Annotated in this window: 18 protein-coding genes; all 18 read left to right on the forward strand. The window is 63.9% G+C overall.

Annotation, left to right across the window (positions count from 1 at the left end; all coding sequences use genetic code 11):
* The 18 genes from ACG0Z6_RS00480 (at position 1) to ACG0Z6_RS00565 (ending at position 16,096) form a co-directional block, all read left to right on the forward strand.
* The gene (locus ACG0Z6_RS00480) at positions 1-741 is read left to right on the forward strand and encodes a lysophospholipid acyltransferase family protein (RefSeq protein ID WP_394457792.1); all 741 of its coding nucleotides are present in this window, start codon (positions 1-3) and stop codon (positions 739-741) included.
* A complete protein-coding gene (locus ACG0Z6_RS00485) occupies positions 707-991 on the forward strand; it encodes a phosphopantetheine-binding protein (protein ID WP_394457793.1) in 285 nt (94 codons plus the stop codon). The genes ACG0Z6_RS00480 and ACG0Z6_RS00485 overlap by 35 nt, the downstream gene beginning before the upstream one ends.
* A 7-nt stretch (positions 992-998) precedes the next feature.
* Positions 999-1,259 (forward strand): acyl carrier protein, encoded by a 261-nt coding sequence (locus tag ACG0Z6_RS00490; protein WP_394457794.1) that lies wholly within the window; start codon positions 999-1,001, stop codon positions 1,257-1,259.
* 1 nt (position 1,260) lies between these two features.
* Positions 1,261-1,824: a COG4648 family protein gene (locus tag ACG0Z6_RS00495; RefSeq protein ID WP_394457796.1), complete on the forward strand. Its 564-nt coding sequence runs from the start codon at positions 1,261-1,263 to the stop codon at positions 1,822-1,824.
* On the forward strand, positions 1,821-3,542 hold the full coding sequence (locus ACG0Z6_RS00500; protein WP_394457798.1) for an ApeI family dehydratase: 1,722 nt from the start codon (positions 1,821-1,823) through the stop codon (positions 3,540-3,542). The genes ACG0Z6_RS00495 and ACG0Z6_RS00500 overlap by 4 nt, the downstream gene beginning before the upstream one ends.
* A complete protein-coding gene (locus ACG0Z6_RS00505) occupies positions 3,539-4,312 on the forward strand; it encodes a glycosyltransferase family 2 protein (RefSeq protein ID WP_394457799.1) in 774 nt (257 codons plus the stop codon). The genes ACG0Z6_RS00500 and ACG0Z6_RS00505 overlap by 4 nt, the downstream gene beginning before the upstream one ends.
* Before the next feature lie 41 nt (positions 4,313-4,353).
* Positions 4,354-5,271, forward strand: a complete 918-nt coding sequence (locus ACG0Z6_RS00510; protein ID WP_394457801.1) for an LpxL/LpxP family acyltransferase — start codon at positions 4,354-4,356, stop codon at positions 5,269-5,271.
* Positions 5,258-6,802 (forward strand): HAL/PAL/TAL family ammonia-lyase, encoded by a 1,545-nt coding sequence (locus ACG0Z6_RS00515; protein WP_394457802.1) that lies wholly within the window; start codon positions 5,258-5,260, stop codon positions 6,800-6,802. Before ACG0Z6_RS00510 ends, ACG0Z6_RS00515 begins: the two co-directional genes overlap by 14 nt.
* Positions 6,792-7,211 carry an acyl-CoA thioesterase gene (locus ACG0Z6_RS00520; protein ID WP_394457804.1) on the forward strand — a complete coding sequence of 140 codons (420 nt, stop codon included), beginning with the start codon at positions 6,792-6,794 and terminating at the stop codon, positions 7,209-7,211. The genes ACG0Z6_RS00515 and ACG0Z6_RS00520 overlap by 11 nt, the downstream gene beginning before the upstream one ends.
* Positions 7,208-7,843: a LolA family protein gene (locus ACG0Z6_RS00525; protein WP_394457806.1), complete on the forward strand. Its 636-nt coding sequence runs from the start codon at positions 7,208-7,210 to the stop codon at positions 7,841-7,843. The genes ACG0Z6_RS00520 and ACG0Z6_RS00525 overlap by 4 nt, the downstream gene beginning before the upstream one ends.
* A gap of 5 nt (positions 7,844-7,848) precedes the next feature.
* Complete coding sequence (locus ACG0Z6_RS00530; protein WP_394457808.1) at positions 7,849-10,179, forward strand: MMPL family transporter; 2,331 nt, start codon at positions 7,849-7,851, stop codon at positions 10,177-10,179.
* Positions 10,172-11,263: an SAM-dependent methyltransferase gene (locus ACG0Z6_RS00535; RefSeq protein ID WP_394457809.1), complete on the forward strand. Its 1,092-nt coding sequence runs from the start codon at positions 10,172-10,174 to the stop codon at positions 11,261-11,263. The genes ACG0Z6_RS00530 and ACG0Z6_RS00535 overlap by 8 nt, the downstream gene beginning before the upstream one ends.
* Positions 11,264-11,265: 2 nt before the next feature.
* A complete protein-coding gene (locus ACG0Z6_RS00540) occupies positions 11,266-11,877 on the forward strand; it encodes a DUF3261 domain-containing protein (protein ID WP_394457810.1) in 612 nt (203 codons plus the stop codon).
* Between the two features lie 20 nt (positions 11,878-11,897).
* A complete protein-coding gene (locus ACG0Z6_RS00545) occupies positions 11,898-13,058 on the forward strand; it encodes a beta-ketoacyl-ACP synthase (RefSeq protein ID WP_394458787.1) in 1,161 nt (386 codons plus the stop codon).
* Positions 13,048-13,533 carry a hotdog family protein gene (locus ACG0Z6_RS00550; protein WP_394457811.1) on the forward strand — a complete coding sequence of 162 codons (486 nt, stop codon included), beginning with the start codon at positions 13,048-13,050 and terminating at the stop codon, positions 13,531-13,533. The genes ACG0Z6_RS00545 and ACG0Z6_RS00550 overlap by 11 nt, the downstream gene beginning before the upstream one ends.
* Positions 13,526-14,278, forward strand: coding sequence for a 3-ketoacyl-ACP reductase FabG2 (locus ACG0Z6_RS00555; protein ID WP_394457813.1), 753 nt, complete (start codon positions 13,526-13,528; stop codon positions 14,276-14,278). Before ACG0Z6_RS00550 ends, ACG0Z6_RS00555 begins: the two co-directional genes overlap by 8 nt.
* The gene (locus tag ACG0Z6_RS00560; protein ID WP_394457815.1) at positions 14,275-15,504 is read left to right on the forward strand and encodes a beta-ketoacyl-ACP synthase; all 1,230 of its coding nucleotides are present in this window, start codon (positions 14,275-14,277) and stop codon (positions 15,502-15,504) included. The genes ACG0Z6_RS00555 and ACG0Z6_RS00560 overlap by 4 nt, the downstream gene beginning before the upstream one ends.
* 157 nt (positions 15,505-15,661) lie before the next feature.
* Positions 15,662-16,096, forward strand: a complete 435-nt coding sequence (locus ACG0Z6_RS00565; RefSeq protein ID WP_394457816.1) for a hypothetical protein — start codon at positions 15,662-15,664, stop codon at positions 16,094-16,096.
* The last annotated feature ends 1 nt before the right edge of the window (position 16,097 follow it).

Below are 16,097 nucleotides of genomic sequence, written 5' to 3' on the forward strand. Positions count from 1 at the left end.
TTGGCGTTTACTTGTTTTGGCCTGGGTGGCTTGCTGCTGACGGTGTTGCTCGTGCCGCTGCTGAACCTGCTGGTGTGGTCTCAAGACCTGCGTCGGCGTTGGGCGCGGATGACGGTCTCCCTGCTGTTTGGCGGCTTTATCCACCTCATGGTGGTTCTGCGCTTGGTGACCTATGAGGTGCACGGGCGTGAGCGGCTCAATCGCGCGGGCTTGCTCATTCTGGCGAACCACCCGACCTTGATCGATGTCGTGTTTTTGATATGGCTGGTTCGCAATGCCGACTGCATTGTGAAGGCTGCACTTTGGCGCAATCCCTGTACCCGCGGCCCACTGAGGGCGGCTGGCTACATCTGCAACGATGCTGGCGAGGCCTTGGTGGCCAGCAGCACCCACAGCATGGACCAAGGCGGCAACCTGATCATCTTCCCCGAGGGGACGCGCAGCAGGCCAGGTGAGGCCTTGCGCTTGCAGCGTGGCGCGGCGCACATCGCCACAAGAGCCCGCCGCGACGTCACTCCGGTGCGAATTCATTGTGCGCCGCTGGGCTTGTACAAGGGGCAGCGCTGGTGGCAGGTTGCGCCGAGGCCGCTTCATTTCCGCATCTGCGTGGAAGACGATATTCCCGTGGAGCCTTTCCTCGCTGAAGCCGCTGAGCCGGCTTTGGCGGCACGTCGATTGACCGACCACCTAACTTGGTACTTTTCAAATGGCCACGCCAGTCCCGCAAGAATTGGTTCTTGAGATCAAGCAGCTGCTCATCGAGGCGCTGAATTTGGAAGACATGACGCCCGACGACATCGACGCCGAGCAAGCTCTTTTTGTCGACGGTTTGGGGCTGGACTCCATCGATGCCTTGGAGCTGGGTCTGGCGCTGCAAAAGAAGTTTGGCATCAGCTTGTCGGCAGAGTCCGAGAACACCAAAAAGCACTTTGCCAGCGTCAATGCATTGGCAGAGCTCGTGTCCAGCCAACGCGCACCAGCCTCCGCATGAGTCGGTTATGACGAACGACGAAATCTTTCAGAAGCTACAACAAATCCTGGTCGAGACTTTCGACATCGATCCGCAGCGCATCAAGCCCGAGGCGCGGCTCTATGAGGACCTCGATATCGACTCCATCGACGCCGTGGACCTCATCGTCAAGCTCAAACCCGTCGTGGGCAAACGGCTGCAGCCTGAGGCTTTCAAGGCCGTTCGCACCTTGCAGGATGTGGCGGATGCCCTGCAGGGCCTGATGGCCAAAGCCAACACAGGCGACTGACTTGCCCTGGTACACCATCTTGCTGGGCGCGTTGACGCTGCTCTATCCCGTGCTTGTCTACCAGGGCTTGACGCACTTCGAGCCGCGCTGGCTGGCACCACTGCTCTTGGTGGTGGTGCTGCGCGCAGCCGTGGTCAAGCGCGGTGGCTCGCGGGTTTTGCCATGGGCCATGGCTTTGGGCGCACTTGCGCTGGGCTTGGCTGCCTTGCTGGGCAACTCTGCCCTCCCGCTCAAGCTGTACCCGGTGGCGGTCAACCTGGCTTTGCTGGGGTGGTTTGGGTTTTCGCTGCGCAAGGGCGGGATGCCCGTGGTGGAGTTTCTGGCCCGCCTGCGTGAGCCCGATTTGCCACCAGCCGGCGTGCGCTACACCCGGCGCGTGACGCAGCTATGGTGCGCATTCTTTATTGCCAACGCCTCGATGGCTTTGATCACTGTTCTGTACATGTCTGATGCTGCATGGGCCCTCTACAACGGGCTGATTGCCTACTTGTTGATTGGCGCCCTGATGCTGGGTGAGTGGTGCTGGCGCCAGCACCTGCACCGCGCGCAAGCCAAAGCGCCATGAACAAGCCCAGCATGCGTCTGAGTACCTTGTTCTCCACGCCCTTGGGCGAGGCCGCCCTAGCGGCTCCCTTGGGTGTCCGGCAGGGCTGTTTGGTGCCAGCCCAGGCGCTGCATGCCCGGGTGGCTCAGTGGACGCAAACCTTGCGTTTGCAGCAGGGCACGGAGCTTGCGCTCTATCTCGACGACAGCTTGGAGTTTGCGTGCGCGCTGTTCGGGGCCTGGCATGCCGGCAAGACCGTGTGGCTGGCTGCCGATCTGACGCCCGCAACCTTGGCGGCACTGGCGGGGCGGGTGTCCTTGTTCGTTGTGCCGGAATCCCGGGAGTTGAGCCAGCCCGTGCTCACGCCCGCGGACTTGCCTGCGCCGTCCGCAGAGCACCTGCCGCTGCAGCCCTTGCCGCTGCAGCATCTCGGTGTGGTGGTGTTCACCTCTGGCAGCAGCGGTGAGCCCCAGCCCATACCCAAAACACTGCAGATGCTGTTCCAGGAGCTTGATGCGCTGGAGCAGCTCTGGGGCCCGACTTTGGGTGAGGCCGATGTACTGGGCATGGTGTCACACCAGCACATCTACGGCCTCTTGTTTCGCGTACTTTGGCCTTGGGCGGCGGGTCGGCGACTGCATGCCGAGCGGCATGCCTTTGCCGAGGCGCTGTGGGCCGCCGTACAAGCCCAAGGGGGCAAGGCAGTGGTGGTGGCCAGCCCATCGCAGCTGCGTCGTTTGCCGCCGCAACTCGAACGTCTGGATGTGGCCGCTGTGTTTTGCAGCGGCGGCCCACTGCCCCCAGACGCCCTGCCTGCTTGCGAGCGTGCGTTTGGCTGCGCGCCCGTGGAGGTGTTTGGCAGCAGCGAAACCGGTGGCATTGCCTGGCGTCAACGCAAGGGCGTGGGCCCTTGGGCCTGGCAGCCTCTGCCTGACGTCCAGTGGCGCGTGAGCGAGCACGGCCAACTGCAGCTGCGCTGTGCCCATATGCCTGAGCCGCAGCGCTGGGTGGAGTGTGCCGATAGCGTGCGTCCGCTGGGCGCTGGGTTTGAGCTGCTCGGGCGCATGGACCGTGTGGTGAAGGTCGAAGGCAAGCGTGTTTCTGCTCAACGTGTGGAGCAGAGCTTGATGGACGGCGGCCATTTGGAAGAGGTGCGCGTGCTGGTGCTGGACCATGGCGGGCGCGAAGAGCTGGCCGTGGTGGCCGTCCCCACCGCTGAGGGTTGGGCGCATCTGGAGCGCGAGGGTAAGCGCGATTTCGTGGCGCGGCTGCAAGCCCTGGTGGCCACGAGCCTTGAGCGTGTGACCCTGCCCAAGCGCTGGCGTTTTGAGTCCTGCCTGCCCAGCAACAGCCAGGGCAAGTGCACGCAACAGGCTTTGCAGCACTTGTTCGACCCGCGCCGCCCTGGCGTGCGTGTGCGCTCGCGTCAGACGCAGAGCGTCGAATTGCTGCTGGACATCCACCCGCGCTTGCCGCAGTTCCAGGGGCATTTCGACGGGCATCCCATCGTGCCCGGCGTGGCCCAACTCGATTGGGCACAGCGTTTTGCGCACGAGTTCTTGGCCCTTCAGGGTCGGTTTGCAGGCGCTGATGCCGTGAAGTTCCAGCAGGTGATTCGACCGGGTTCTGCGGTGACCTTGCACCTGAGCTGGCAAGCGCCGCTGTTGAGTTTCTCGTTTCAGTCTGCCGCCGGTGCCCATGCCAGCGGGAAGCTGCGTTATGAAAGCCCCGGTGTATGAGGGATTCTGAAACCCGGCCTGCAGCCGCCACGCCGCGCTTGATTGCTGTGGTGCCCGTGTACAACCATGCCGTGCCCGTGCAGCAAGTGGTGGCCCATCTGCGCGCCGTGAATTTGCCGGTGATCTTGGTGGACGACGGCAGCGAACCCCAATGCGCAGCCGTGCTGCAGCGGCTGGCCGCGCAGGACAGCCAAAATGTGACGGTGTTGCGCCTGCCCGTGAACCAAGGCAAGGGCGGCGCCATGATGGCCGGTTTGCAGGCTGCGGCACGGGCAGGGGCATCTCATGCGCTGCAGATCGACGCTGATGGCCAGCATGATTGCGCCGATTTGCCGCGCTTCATCCAAGCCGCGGCTCAGCACCCCGAGCACTTCATCTGTGGTTGCCCCGTCTACGACGCCAGTGTGCCCAAAGGGCGGCTATATGGGCGCTACGCCACGCACATCTGGGTGTGGATCAACACGCTGTCACTGGCCATCAAAGACTCCATGTGCGGCTACCGCGTCTATCCCTTGGCGCCTACGGTGGGCTGCATCAACGCGGCGCGGCTGGGGCGTCGCATGGACTTTGATGTGGAGATTGCCGTGCGTCTGGTGTGGGCTGGGGTGCCCGTGCTGAACATGCCCACGCGCGTGCATTACCCGCAAGACGGGGTGTCGCACTTCAAGGTGCTGCGTGACAACGCGCTGATCTCCTGGATGCACACGCGTTTGTTTTTCGGCATGCTGCTGCGCCTGCCCCTGCTCTTGTGGCGCAAGGGGCAGCGTTGAAACCTCAAGCGCGCGCATCCTCCACTCGCCACTGGGCGGGCATGCAAGAGTCCACCTTTGTGCTTGGCATCTGGCTGCTGTATGCGCTCTACCGCATGGCAGGGCGGCGGGTGTTTCGGGCGGTGATGTGGCCGGTGGTGTTGGTGCATTGGCTGTGCCGTCCTGCACTGCGCAGCAGCAGCATGGGGTATCTGCAACGCCTGCATCGTTTTGCCCCCGAGCGCATGCCCCAGCCTGGAGCTTGGAGCAGCCTGCGCCATGCCGCGCTGTTTGCGGACACCATGCTGGACAAGTTGCTGGCCATGGGCGGTCGCTATCCGGCGGCGCGCGTGCGCTGCGAAGGTCACGAGGCAGCCATCGCCCATTTGCAGCAAGGGCGCGGCATGGTGCTGGCCACGGCGCATACCGGTTGCCTGGAGTTGTGCCGGGTGCTGGCGCAGCGGGTTCCGGATTTGCGCTTGCATGTGTTGGTGCACACCCGCCATGCGCAGGCCTTCAATCGCATCTTGGAGCGCTTGCAGCCGCAAGCCCAGCAGTCTTGGGTGCGCCTGATTGAGGTCACCGAGATCACGCCCGCGTTGGCCCAAGAGCTGTCCGAGCGCGTGGAGGCTGGCGACTGTGTGGCCATTGCGGCAGACCGGGTGCCGGTCAACAGCCAGCGCGTGTTGCAGGCGTCGTTTTTGGGCGAGAGTGCGGCATTTCCCATGGGTCCCTATGTGCTGGCTGCGCTGCTCAAGTGCCCGCTGTTTTACATGAGCTGCCTGCACGAGGGGCAGGGCTACGCCGTCAGGTTCGAGTTGTTGGCGCCGTCGGTGCAGCTCTCCCGCCAGGCGCGAGAAGCGTCCATGCAACCCTATTTGCAGGCATATGTTTCGGCCTTAGAGCGCAGCGTGCTGAGTTCGCCGCTGGACTGGTTCAACTTTTATGACTTTTGGGCGCAACGCCATGGCACACCCTGAGCTTCCACGTATCGTCTTCAACGGCAGCGCGCTGGACATCGAGTCCATCGTGGCTTTGGCCGAGCAGCGCGCTGTGGCGGTGCTGGACGATTCACCCGCGTTTTTGTCGCGCATCCAGGCCGGCGCCGATTTCGTGGCCCGCTTGTTGGCTGAGGACGGCGTGATCTATGGCGTCACCACCGGCTATGGGGATTCCTGCACGGTGGTCATCCCCCCAGAGTTGGTGGCGGAGCTGCCGCACCACCTCTACACCTATCACGGCTGCGGGGCAGGTGCCTATTTGAGCCCAGAGCAAACCCGTGCCGTGCTGGCGGTGCGCTTGCAGTCCCTCTCGCAAGGGGTCTCGGGTGTGAGCGTGGACTTGCTGCGCGGTTTGGTGCATTTGCTGCAGCACGACGTCTTGCCCCTGATTCCCAGCGAGGGTTCGGTGGGTGCTTCGGGTGATTTGACACCGCTGAGCTACGTTGCCGCGGTGCTGTGTGGTGAGCGCGAAGTGCTGTGGCGCGGTGAGCGCATGCCTGCGGCGCAGGCTTTGCGCGCCAGCGGCATGCAGCCCCTGAAGCTACGCCCCAAAGAGGGCCTGGCCATCATGAACGGCACGGCGGTGATGACGGCGCTGGCTTGCTTGGCATGGCAGCGGTCCGATCAGGTGTCCCGCCTGGCTACACGCGTCACGGCGCTCAATGTGTTGGCCAGCGCAGGCAATGCGCACCATTTCGACGAAAGCCTGTTTGCCGTCAAACCCCACGCCGGACAGCAGCGCGTGGCCCAGCGCTTGCGGCAAGACCTCGCCAGCGACCGTCCGCCACGCAATGAGCAGCGGCTGCAAGACCGCTACTCGCTGCGTTGTGCGCCGCACGTCATCGGCGTGCTGGAGGACGCATTGAGCATGCTGCGCGTTTGGATTGAGAACGAACTCAACAGCGCCAACGACAACCCCATCATCGATGCCCAGGGCGAGCGCGTGTTGCACGGCGGCCATTTCTATGGCGGTCATATTGCTTTTGCCATGGATGCTTTGAAGGCTGCCGTGGCCAATGTGGCGGACTTGATGGACCGCCAGCTGGCCTTGCTGGTGGACGCCCGCTACAACCATGGCCTGCCTGCCAATCTGTCGGGTGCGCAAGGCGCGCGTGCGTCCATCAACCACGGTTTGAAGGCGCTGCAGATCAGTGTCTCGGCCTGGACGGCCGAAGCGCTCAAGCACACCATGCCCGCCTCTGTGTTCAGCCGCTCCACCGAATGCCACAACCAAGACAAGGTCAGCATGGGCACCATTGCTGCGCGTGACTGCCTGCGGGTTTTGGAGCTGACCGAGCAAGTGCTCGCAGGTATGGTGATTGCAGCGCGCCAAGGGCTGGCTTTGCGTCAGCGCCTGCAGCCTTTGGCACTGACAGCGGTGCTGCAAAGCATGCAGCAGCAGCTGCAGGATCAAGTGCCTTTGGTCGAAGAAGACATGGCGCTGGACGGCGTGCTGCGCACGCTGGTGGCGGCACAGCGCCAACGTGTGTGGGGACTGTATGAGTCTTGATCTGGGTGTTGAAATCGACTGGTCGCCCGCCTTTCATGACTTCGACCCGATGGCGGTGGTCTGGCACGGCAACTACCTCAAATACCTCGAGCATGCGCGCACCGCCTTGCTGCAGAAGTTCGATTACGACTACCCGCAGATGCGCGATTCGGGCTATGTGTGGCCCATCGTCGATATGCGCTTGAAGTACGTGGCCCCGATTGAATATGGGCAAGGCTTGCGCATCCGCGCCGAGATCGTGGAGTACGAAAACCGCCTTGTGATCGACTACCGCATACGCGATGCTGCGTCTGGCCGCGTGCTGACCAAGGCCCGCAGCGTGCAGGTGGCTGTGGAGATTGCGACGCGTGAAATGGCCTATGTGTGCCCACAGGTGCTGTGGGACAAGCTCGGAGTCCGCCCCCAGTGAAAGCCTCCCATTCCAATCGCCGCCACACCCTGCTTGCCTTGAGTCTGGCTGCGCTGCTGGCAGGGCTTCACGCGGGCGCTGCTGCGCAGCAGCCTGAATTGCTGCAAGGCGTGCGCCAACGTCTGGCCCAGCCTGCCTGGCTGCAAGGGCAGTTTGAGCAAAGCAAGCAGGTGCAAGGCTTCAAGCAGCCGCTTCGCTCGCAAGGCGAGTTTGTGGTGGCGCGCGGCCGTGGTGTGCTTTGGCGCACCCTGCGCCCTTTTGCCAGCGAGTTGCGCTTGACCAGCCGCGAAATCATCACCAGCCAAGGCGGGCAGCGCGTCACTCAGGTGGACGTGCAGCAGGAGCCCGCTTTGCGCCTGGTCAACAGCATGATGCTGGCCCTGCTGGCGGGCGACGTGACAGCGCTGGACGCGCAGTTCCAGGTTCGAGGTGCGCTGCGCGCGGAGCAGGGCTGGATTTTGGAGCTCACGCCCCGGCAAGAGGCCTGGCGCCAGATGTTGCAAAGCATCACCATGCAGGGCGACCGCCTGGTGCGTGAGGTGAGTCTCACTGAAGCCTCGGGCGACATCACCAAGATCCGTTTCACGCAGCTGCGTGAAACAGCCCCAGACCCCGTGCCCAAGTTTGATTGAACCCCATGCGAACTTGGTTTTTGGCTCCGCATCGACATCGACGGTTGGCGTGGTTGTGGCTGGCGTTGGTGCTGGCTGTGCTTGGGCATAACGCTTGGTTGTGGCTGAGCAGCGGGCGCGTGCTCGATAGCGACATCATGGCCATGCTGCCCAAGACGCAGCAAGACGAGGTGGTGGGGTCGGCGCTGCGAGGCTTGGCGCAGGCCGGTGAGGGGCGGGTGATCGTGCTGGTGGGTGCTACGCAAGCACAGCAGGCACGCGCGGCGGGTGACACCCTTGCTGAGCAACTGCGGCAACAAGGCTTGCAGGCTCGCTACCAGGTGGCTGGCACGCAAGAGTCCGCCTGGGTGGATTTCTATCGCCCCCGCCAGGGCGTCTTGCTCACGCCGCAAGACCGGCAGCTGCTGCAGACGGCCACCGCCGACAGCCTGGTGCAGCAGGCCCTGGCTGGCTTGCACCAGACCGTGGGCATGCCGCGCCTGGAGCACTGGACGCGCGATCCCCTCAACCTGGCCGGGCGCTGGATGCTGCAGCGTGCGCAGCTCAGCCCCGTGCGTGTGGAGCAAGGGCGCCTGATGGTGCAGCACGAGGGCTGGCATTACGCCGTGCTGGTTTTGCAAGGCGGGGACTCGGCCTTTGCCTTGCGCCAGCAGCAGGACTTGGTGCAGCGTCTGGATGCCGCCCAAGCCCAGGCCCGCTTGCAATGGGGCAGTACGGAACTTCGGCTGCTGCGTGCGGGCATACCGCTGTTTGCGGTGGCGGCGGCCGAGCAGGCGCACCAGGAGGTGCACACCATCGGCCTGGGTTCGCTCATTGCCGTGGTGTTGCTGACCTGGTGGGCGTTCGGCTCGTTGCGGCCGCGCGTGCTGGTTACGCTGTCCATGGCTGTGGGTTTGCTCGCCGCGGTCTCCACCACCTGGCTGGTGTTTGGCAATGTGCATTTGCTGACCTTGGTGTTCGGCGCCACCTTGCTGGGTGTGGCGGAGAACTATGGGAGCAACTACTTTTGCGCCCGCATGGGCAGCCCGCTGCAGGACAAGTTCGCGCTGCTGGGCGTGCAGTGGCCTACCGTCAGCCTGGCCATGCTCACCACCGTGGTGGCTTACGCCCTGATGGCTATCGCACCCTTTCCTGGCTTGCAGCAAATGGCGCTGTTTTCAGCCACGGGCTTGGTGGTGGCTTTTGTGACGGTGCAGCTGTGGTTTCCTTGGCTTGAAGGTGCGGCGCCTGCGCCGCGTCCGCTGGCGCGCTGGCTGGGAGGGTGGCGTGCGCGCTGGTGGCAGCCCAAGTCCGGTGCCGTAGTGTGGGCCTTGGGCGCTTTGCTGCTGGCGACGGTGGCGGTGGCCCTGCTGTGGCGCAGCAACGATGACATCCGCAGCTTGCAAAGTGCACCCCCTCAGTTGATCGAGGCACAGCGCGAGGTCGGCCGCATCATGCGCTTGCCAGCGCTGGGCCAGTTCTATGTTGTGACTGCCGCAGCCGAGCAAGACCTGCTGCAGCGCGAAGAGGCGCTGGTGGCGCGTATCGAAGCGCTCGGCGTGCGTGCTCAGGCGGTGTCGCAGTGGGTCCCTTCGCTGCGCAGGCAGGCTCAGGATGGCGGTTTGCGCCAACAGCGTTTGGTCGCGCTGCGTGCGCCGCTGGCCCAGGCTGTGGGGCAGGACCTGCCGAGTGCGCCTAACGATTGGCTGCCGCTGCACCCCGAGGCTTGGCTGCAGTCGGCGGTGTCAGAGCCACTGCGTGCGCAGTGGCTGGGGCAGCAGGCCGATGGGCGCTGGGCCAGCGTTGTGCTCTTGCATGGCGACCCGTCGTCCGGCGTGCTGCCCCTGCCTGCTTTGGCCGCATTGCAAGACCCCGCGGGTGGTGTGAGCTGGGTGGATAAAGTCGGCAGCACCTCGCAGCTGATGCAGCACTACCGGGTGCTGATGGTGTATCTCTTGCTCGTGGGCTACGGGGTGGTTTGGGCTGTGCTGGCCTGCCGCTTTGGGCGCCGCGCCTGGCGTGCGCTGGCACCAACCGCACTGGCCTCGATGCTGAGTGTGGCCCTGCTGCTGGCATGTGGGCAGTCGCTGCAGCTCTTTCATGTGCTGCCGCTGCTGATACTGCTGGGGCTAGGCGTGGACTACGGCATCTTCTTGCTGGAGCAACCCCAGCCTCAGTTGTTGGCGCCATTCTTGTCGGTGAGTTTGTCAGCCTTGTCGACCTTGATGTCTTTCGGGCTGTTGGCCCTGTCAAGCACACCCGCTTTGCGGGCGTTTGGCTTGACGATGTTGCTCGGGGTGAGCCTCTCTTGGTGGCTGTCCCCGGTGTTCCTCCCTCAAACAAAAGAACATGACTGATTCATCTGCTCTGCGAGACAAGAAGTTTTCACCGCAAAAGCAATCGGCCTTTGATGCGCGTTTTGAAGCCCAGAAGCTGGCCTTTGGCCCGGTGGTTTTTCACTGCGTGCACTACGCCTGGAAGCGTGGCGTGCTGCAGGCCTTGGCTGATGCGGGTGAGCAGGGGCTGAGCACGGAGCAGTTACACAGCCAAGGGGGATGGAGTCATTACGCGCTGGTGGTGTCGCTGGAGTCTTGCCTGTCGGCGGGCGTGGTGTATTTGCGCGAGGGTCGTTGGGTCTTGGACAAGATGGGGTATTGCGTGCTGACCGACCGCATCACGCAGGTGAACTTCAACTTTGTGCACGACGTCTGCTACCAAGGCCTGTTCGATCTGGGGCGCTCGCTGGACGCGCAGCAGCCCCTGGGGCTGCCGCATCTGGGCGCGTGGGAGACCATCTACCAAGGCTTGTCCACGCTGCCTGAGCCCGCGCGCACGAGCTGGTTTGAGTTCGACCACCACTACTCCGACACCTCCTTCCCCGATGTGCTGCCCGATGTGTTTGCCACCGCACCGCGCAAGCTCATGGATATTGGCGCCAACACCGGCAAGTTCAGCCTGGCGGCCTTGCGCTATGACGCGCAGGTGCAGCTCAATCTGGTGGATTTGCCTCAGCAGCTGGCCCTGGCCCAAAGCACGCTGGAGCAGGCCGATTTGGCACAGCGCGCGCAATTCCACCCGCGCGACATGCTGGACGATGCAAGCGCGCTGCCCACCGGCATGGACCTGGTGTGGATGAGCCAGTTCCTGAGCTGCTTTGGCGAGGCACAAATTGCCAGCATCTTCAAGCGCGTGGCGGCGGCCCTGGCGCCCAACGGCCAGGTGCTGATTCTGGACACGCTGTGGGACCGCCAACGCTACGACATCGCGGCCTACTGCCTGATCAACACCTCGCCCTACTTCACTGCCATGGCCAGCGGCAATTCACGCGTCTACCAAGCCAGCGACTATGTTCGTCTGGCCGAGCAAGCGGGCCTGCGCCTGCTGACTTTGCGCGATGGCATTGGCTATTGCCACAGCCTCATGCGCTTGACCAAGGCCTGATCATGCGAGGCCACCTTGTCACGCTTGTGGGGGCGATGGTGCTGGCGGGCTGCGCGGCGACCCGCCAGCCTGCATGGCCGCAGCCCGGCGCAGCGTTGGACGATGGGTCGCCCGCCATGCGGGCCATGGCGCAACTGCGCCTGCCGCCGGCCTTGCGTGAGGCCGACGTGGCATTGAGCCAGCGCCTGAGTGTGAGTTCGCTGGCCGCGCCACGCGCCACGCCCGAGGTGGTGGATGTGCAGCTGGAAATCGACGCGCAGGGCTTGCGCCTGGCTGGCTTTGCCATGGGTATGCGGGTGTTGAGTCTGCGCTGGGACGGCGCCGCTTTGAAAGAGGAGCGCCACCCCCGTCTGCCATCGCATGTTGATGGGCAGCGCATCTTGCGTGACTTGAGCCTGGTGTACTGGCCTGCGCAGGCCCTGCGTGCGCAGCTGGCGCCGGGTTGCGAGCTGCAAGAGTCTGCACAGCAGCGCCAGCTCTGGTGCGACGGGCAGCTGCAGTGGCGCCTGCAGTGGCAGGGGCAGCTGCTGGGGCAGAGTCAATTGCAGATCGAAAATTTTGCCGAGCAGTACCGGCTCACCATCGAGTCTCAGCCTGTGGGAGGTGACGCGTGACACAGGTCTATTTGAACGACATGGGGGTGACCTGCGCCTTGGGCAGCAGCGCCCAAGCCGTGCGCGAAGCCATGTGGGCTGACCACGCGCAGGGCGTTGCGCTGTACGAAGATTTTTGGTCAGGCCCGCCCTTGCATCTGGGCTTGGTGAATGCGGCGCTGCCCGATTTGTCGGCCTACCCCAAGGCCTGGCGCAGCCGCAACAACGCGCTCTTGCTGCAGGCCTTGCAACCAATCCAGGGCGCGGTGGAGCAGGCGGTTGCCCGCTACGGCGCGGCGCGCGTGGGCGTGGTGCTGGGCACCAGCACGTCAGGCATTGGTGAGGCCGAGCTGGCTTGGCGCCATCGTCACCAGCACGGCGTCTTCCCTGAGCCCTATTCGGCCCACCAGCAAAAGCTGGATTCCGGGGCCGAGTTTCTGGCGCACTGCGTTGGCGCGCAGGGGCCGTCATACGTTATCTCCACCGCTTGCTCCTCCAGTGCCAAAGCCATGGCCGCGGCGGCCCGCTGGCTGCAGGCGGGCTGGGTGGATGCCGTGCTGTGTGGCGGCGCGGATTCGCTTTGTCAGTTCACCGTGGCGGGGTTTTCGGCCTTGGATTCAATCGCGCTGGCGCGTTGCAACCCCATGAGCGCACAGCGCTGCGGCATCAATATCGGCGAGGCTGCTGCATTGTTCCTGATGACCCGCGAGGCCGCTGCCGTGCGCCTCTCCGGCTGGGGAGAGAGCACGGACGCTCACCACATCTCTGCCCCTGATCCCAGCGGTGCGGGCGCCATTGCCGCCATGCGCGCAGCCTTGCAGCGTGCCGCGCTGAGCCCCGTTGACATCGACTACCTGAACCTGCACGGCACGGCCACGGTTCAAAACGACGCCATGGAAAGCCTGGCCGTGGCCGAGGTGCTGGGCACGCAGGTCTGGTGCAGTTCCACCAAGCCCCTCACGGGCCACACCTTGGGCGCCGCCGGAGCGCTGGAGGCTGCGCTGTGCTGGCTTGCGCTAAAAGACAATCCCACAGGGCAGCTACTGCCGCACCACTGGGATGGTGTGGTGGACGCCAGCCTGCCTGCGCTGCGCTTGGTCGAGCCGGGCAGTCGACTTGGTCGTGCTCCGAGGCACTTGATGAGCAACTCCTTTGCATTTGGCGGCAGCAATGCCGCGCTGATCTTCAGCCATGACGCCTGAGGCTTCTACCGACTGGGCGGCCGTGCCGCTGGATGAATTGATTCCGCACCGACAGGCCATGCGGCTGCTGTCGCGCGTGGTGCAGTGCGAGGGTGAGCGTCTGGTGGCCGAGGCCGACATCACGCCTGAGCACCTCTTTCTCAACTCCGACCCCACGGCCGAAGGCGTGGGAGCCTGGGTGGGCATTGAGCTGATGGCGCAGGCCGTGGCGGCTTGGGCGGGCGTGCAGCGCCGCGCGCGTGAAGGCGGTGAACCCCGCGTGGGCCTGCTGCTGGGCACGCGGCGCTACCGATGCACGCTGGCCCATTTTGCGCTGGGTCAGTGCTTGCAAGTTCACGTGGAGCGGCAATACCAAGCCGACAACGGGCTGGGCCAGTTTGCCTGCAGCATCTGGTTGCAAGGCAGTGAAGTGGCGCAGGCCCAGCTCACGGTATTTGAGCCTTCAGATATTCAGGAATTTCTCAGTCATGAATGAAGTAAAGAACAAAACAGTGCTGGTGACGGGCTCCAGCCGTGGCATTGGGCGTGCCATTGCTCTGCGCTTGGCGCGTGAGGGCTACGACTTGGTGGTGCACTGCCGCGCGCGCCGCGACGAGGCACAAAGCGTGGCTCAGCAAATCCAGGACCTGGGGCGCGCAGCCCGCGTGCTGAGCTTCGACATCAGCGATCGCAAGGCCTGTGCCGAGGCTTTGCTGGCTGACGTGGAGGCTCACGGTTGCTACTACGGGGTGGTGTGCAATGCCGGCATCGCGCGCGATGCGGCCTTTCCGGCCTTGAGTGAAGAGGACTGGGATCAAGTCATTCACACCAACCTAGACGCCTTCTACAACGTGCTGCATCCGCTGACCATGCCGCTGGTGCGTCGGCGCCAGCCTGGTCGTATCGTCACGCTGGCCTCGGTGTCGGGGCTGATGGGCAATCGGGGGCAGGTCAACTACAGTGCGTCTAAAGCCGGCATCATTGGCGCCACCAAGGCCCTGGCCGTGGAGCTGGCAAGCCGCAAGATCACGGTCAACTGTGTGGCGCCAGGCCTGATCGAAACCGAGATGGTGGACTCGGCGCTGGAGCCACGCGCTTTGGAAGAGGCGCTGCGCCTGATTCCTGCCCAACGCATGGGGCAGGCCCATGAGGTTGCTGCCACCGTGGCCTTCTTGATGAGCGAGGATGCGGGCTACATCACGAGGCAGGTCATTTCAGTCAATGGAGGAATGGTGGGATGAAGCGCGTCGTCATCACAGGCGTGGGAGCCATCAGCCCCCTGGGTTGCGATTGGGCCAGCGTCGAGCGCAGCCTGCGCAGTGGCCAGAATGCGGTGCAACACCTCAGCGATTGGGACGCCTACGAAGGGCTGAACACGCGCGTGGGCGCGCCGGCCGCGCCCTTCGAGTTGGACCCCAATCGCTACAACCGCAAGACCACGCGCAGCATGGGGCGTGTGGCGGTCATGGCGGTGCGCTGCGCAGAGCAAGCCCTGGCGCAAGCCGGTTTGTTGGACGACCCCTTGCTGCGCAGCGGCCAGATGGGGGTGTCGTTCGGGTCCTCATCGGGCACGCCGCGCTCCATCGGCGACTTTGGCCGCATGCTCAATGAAAAGAGCACCGAGGGCATCAACGCCAACACTTACATCAAGATGATGTCGCACACCGCCGCCGTCAATATCGGCGTGTTCTTTGGGCTGAGCGGTCGTGTCATCCCCACCAGCAGCGCTTGCACCTCGGGCAGTCAGGGCTTGGGCTATGCCTATGAGGCCATTCGCCATGGCCAACAAGTGGCCATGTTGGCCGGTGGTGCCGAGGAGCTTGACGCCACCCAGGCTGCGGTGTTTGACACCCTGTTTGCCACCAGCGTCCAGTACAACAACACACCGCAGCTGACGCCACGGCCCTTTGACGCCGAGCGCGATGGTCTGGTGCTTGGCGAGGGGGCCTGCACTTTCGTGCTGGAGGAGCGCGAGCACGCTCTGGCCCGGGGCGCGCAGGTGCTGGCTGAAATCGTGGGCTTTGGCACCAACAGCGACGGCACCCACGTCACCCAGCCCAACGCTGCCACCATGGCCCAGGCCATGCGCTTGGCGCTGCAGGACGCTGGGTTGCCGCCATCAGCCATCCCCTACGTGAACGCCCACGGCACGGCCACAGACCACGGCGATGTGGCGGAATCTCACGCCACAGCAGAGGTTTTCGGCTCCCGCGCCGCCATTTCGTCGCTGAAGAGCTACATGGGCCACACCTTGGGGGCTTGTGGAGCGCTTGAGGCCTGGATGACCATTGAGATGGCCCGTCAGCAATGGTTCGCCCCCACGCTCAACCTGCACAAAGTGGACCCCCGCTGCGCGGAGCTCGACTACCTGCAGGGTCAAGGGCGAGCCATGGCGATGGAGTATGTGATGAGCAACAACTTCGCATTTGGCGGCATCAATACATCGCTGATTTTTAGGCGCGTATAGATGCTTTGCTGTCTGTCGCGCACCTTGATTTTTCGAACGGGAAAATCCGTGCCGCTGACGAAATGCGTTTTGGTTTTTTGATGGATGCGTTTGCATCCAATGGCTAGGCGTTGACCCAACTTCCGTGGGGTGGCGCTGCCGAAATGGAGGACTGAAGATGAAACCTAAGCTGACTTCCCTGGTGCGCCAGTCGTGCTGCGCTTTGATGCTGGCCTCGGTGCTGGGCGCTGCCCAAGCGCGCGGCACCGTGCTCCTGATTGAGCCCCCTCGCGTGCAGTTGCTCAACGCTGAGGGCAAGGCCCCCAGTGTCGAGGCCATGCGCATCGCCATTGTGCGGGCGGCATCGCAGCGCCAATGGACGCCTCGTGAGGACAAGCCCGGTGAGATCACGCTTGTGTTCAACAAGCAAAACAAGCACGAGGTGGTGGTGCGTATCAGCTACGACGCTGGCAGCTATCAAATCAGCTATGTGTCCAGCACGAACATGAAATACGAGCTCGAAAACGGCCAGGCCCAGATTCACCCCTTCTACAACAAGTGGGTGGCCAACCTGAGCAGCGACATCACCGCACAGGTGCAGCAGTCGCGTTGAT

It is taken from the genome of Roseateles rivi, from assembly GCF_043555845.1.
In the GTDB taxonomy this organism is placed as follows: Bacteria; Pseudomonadota; Gammaproteobacteria; order Burkholderiales; family Burkholderiaceae_C; genus Roseateles; species Roseateles rivi.

Excerpts from the sequence above, each read along its gene's own strand:
- ACG0Z6_RS00485 (WP_394457793.1), top strand. The coding sequence starts at position 707 with ATGGCCACGCCAGTCCCGCAAGAATTGGTTCTTGAGATCAAGCAGCTG.
- ACG0Z6_RS00490 (WP_394457794.1), top strand. The coding sequence starts at position 999 with ATGACGAACGACGAAATCTTTCAGAAGCTACAACAAATCCTGGTCGAG.
- ACG0Z6_RS00500 (WP_394457798.1), top strand. The coding sequence starts at position 1,821 with ATGAACAAGCCCAGCATGCGTCTGAGTACCTTGTTCTCCACGCCCTTG.
- ACG0Z6_RS00505 (WP_394457799.1), top strand. The coding sequence starts at position 3,539 with ATGAGGGATTCTGAAACCCGGCCTGCAGCCGCCACGCCGCGCTTGATT.
- ACG0Z6_RS00510 (WP_394457801.1), top strand. The coding sequence starts at position 4,354 with ATGCAAGAGTCCACCTTTGTGCTTGGCATCTGGCTGCTGTATGCGCTC.
- ACG0Z6_RS00515 (WP_394457802.1), top strand. The coding sequence starts at position 5,258 with ATGGCACACCCTGAGCTTCCACGTATCGTCTTCAACGGCAGCGCGCTG.
- ACG0Z6_RS00520 (WP_394457804.1), top strand. The coding sequence starts at position 6,792 with ATGAGTCTTGATCTGGGTGTTGAAATCGACTGGTCGCCCGCCTTTCAT.
- ACG0Z6_RS00530 (WP_394457808.1), top strand. The coding sequence starts at position 7,849 with ATGCGAACTTGGTTTTTGGCTCCGCATCGACATCGACGGTTGGCGTGG.
- ACG0Z6_RS00535 (WP_394457809.1), top strand. The coding sequence starts at position 10,172 with ATGACTGATTCATCTGCTCTGCGAGACAAGAAGTTTTCACCGCAAAAG.
- ACG0Z6_RS00540 (WP_394457810.1), top strand. The coding sequence starts at position 11,266 with ATGCGAGGCCACCTTGTCACGCTTGTGGGGGCGATGGTGCTGGCGGGC.
- ACG0Z6_RS00545 (WP_394458787.1), top strand. The coding sequence starts at position 11,898 with ATGGGGGTGACCTGCGCCTTGGGCAGCAGCGCCCAAGCCGTGCGCGAA.
- ACG0Z6_RS00550 (WP_394457811.1), top strand. The coding sequence starts at position 13,048 with ATGACGCCTGAGGCTTCTACCGACTGGGCGGCCGTGCCGCTGGATGAA.
- ACG0Z6_RS00555 (WP_394457813.1), top strand. The coding sequence starts at position 13,526 with ATGAATGAAGTAAAGAACAAAACAGTGCTGGTGACGGGCTCCAGCCGT.
- ACG0Z6_RS00560 (WP_394457815.1), top strand. The coding sequence starts at position 14,275 with ATGAAGCGCGTCGTCATCACAGGCGTGGGAGCCATCAGCCCCCTGGGT.
- ACG0Z6_RS00565 (WP_394457816.1), top strand. The coding sequence starts at position 15,662 with ATGAAACCTAAGCTGACTTCCCTGGTGCGCCAGTCGTGCTGCGCTTTG.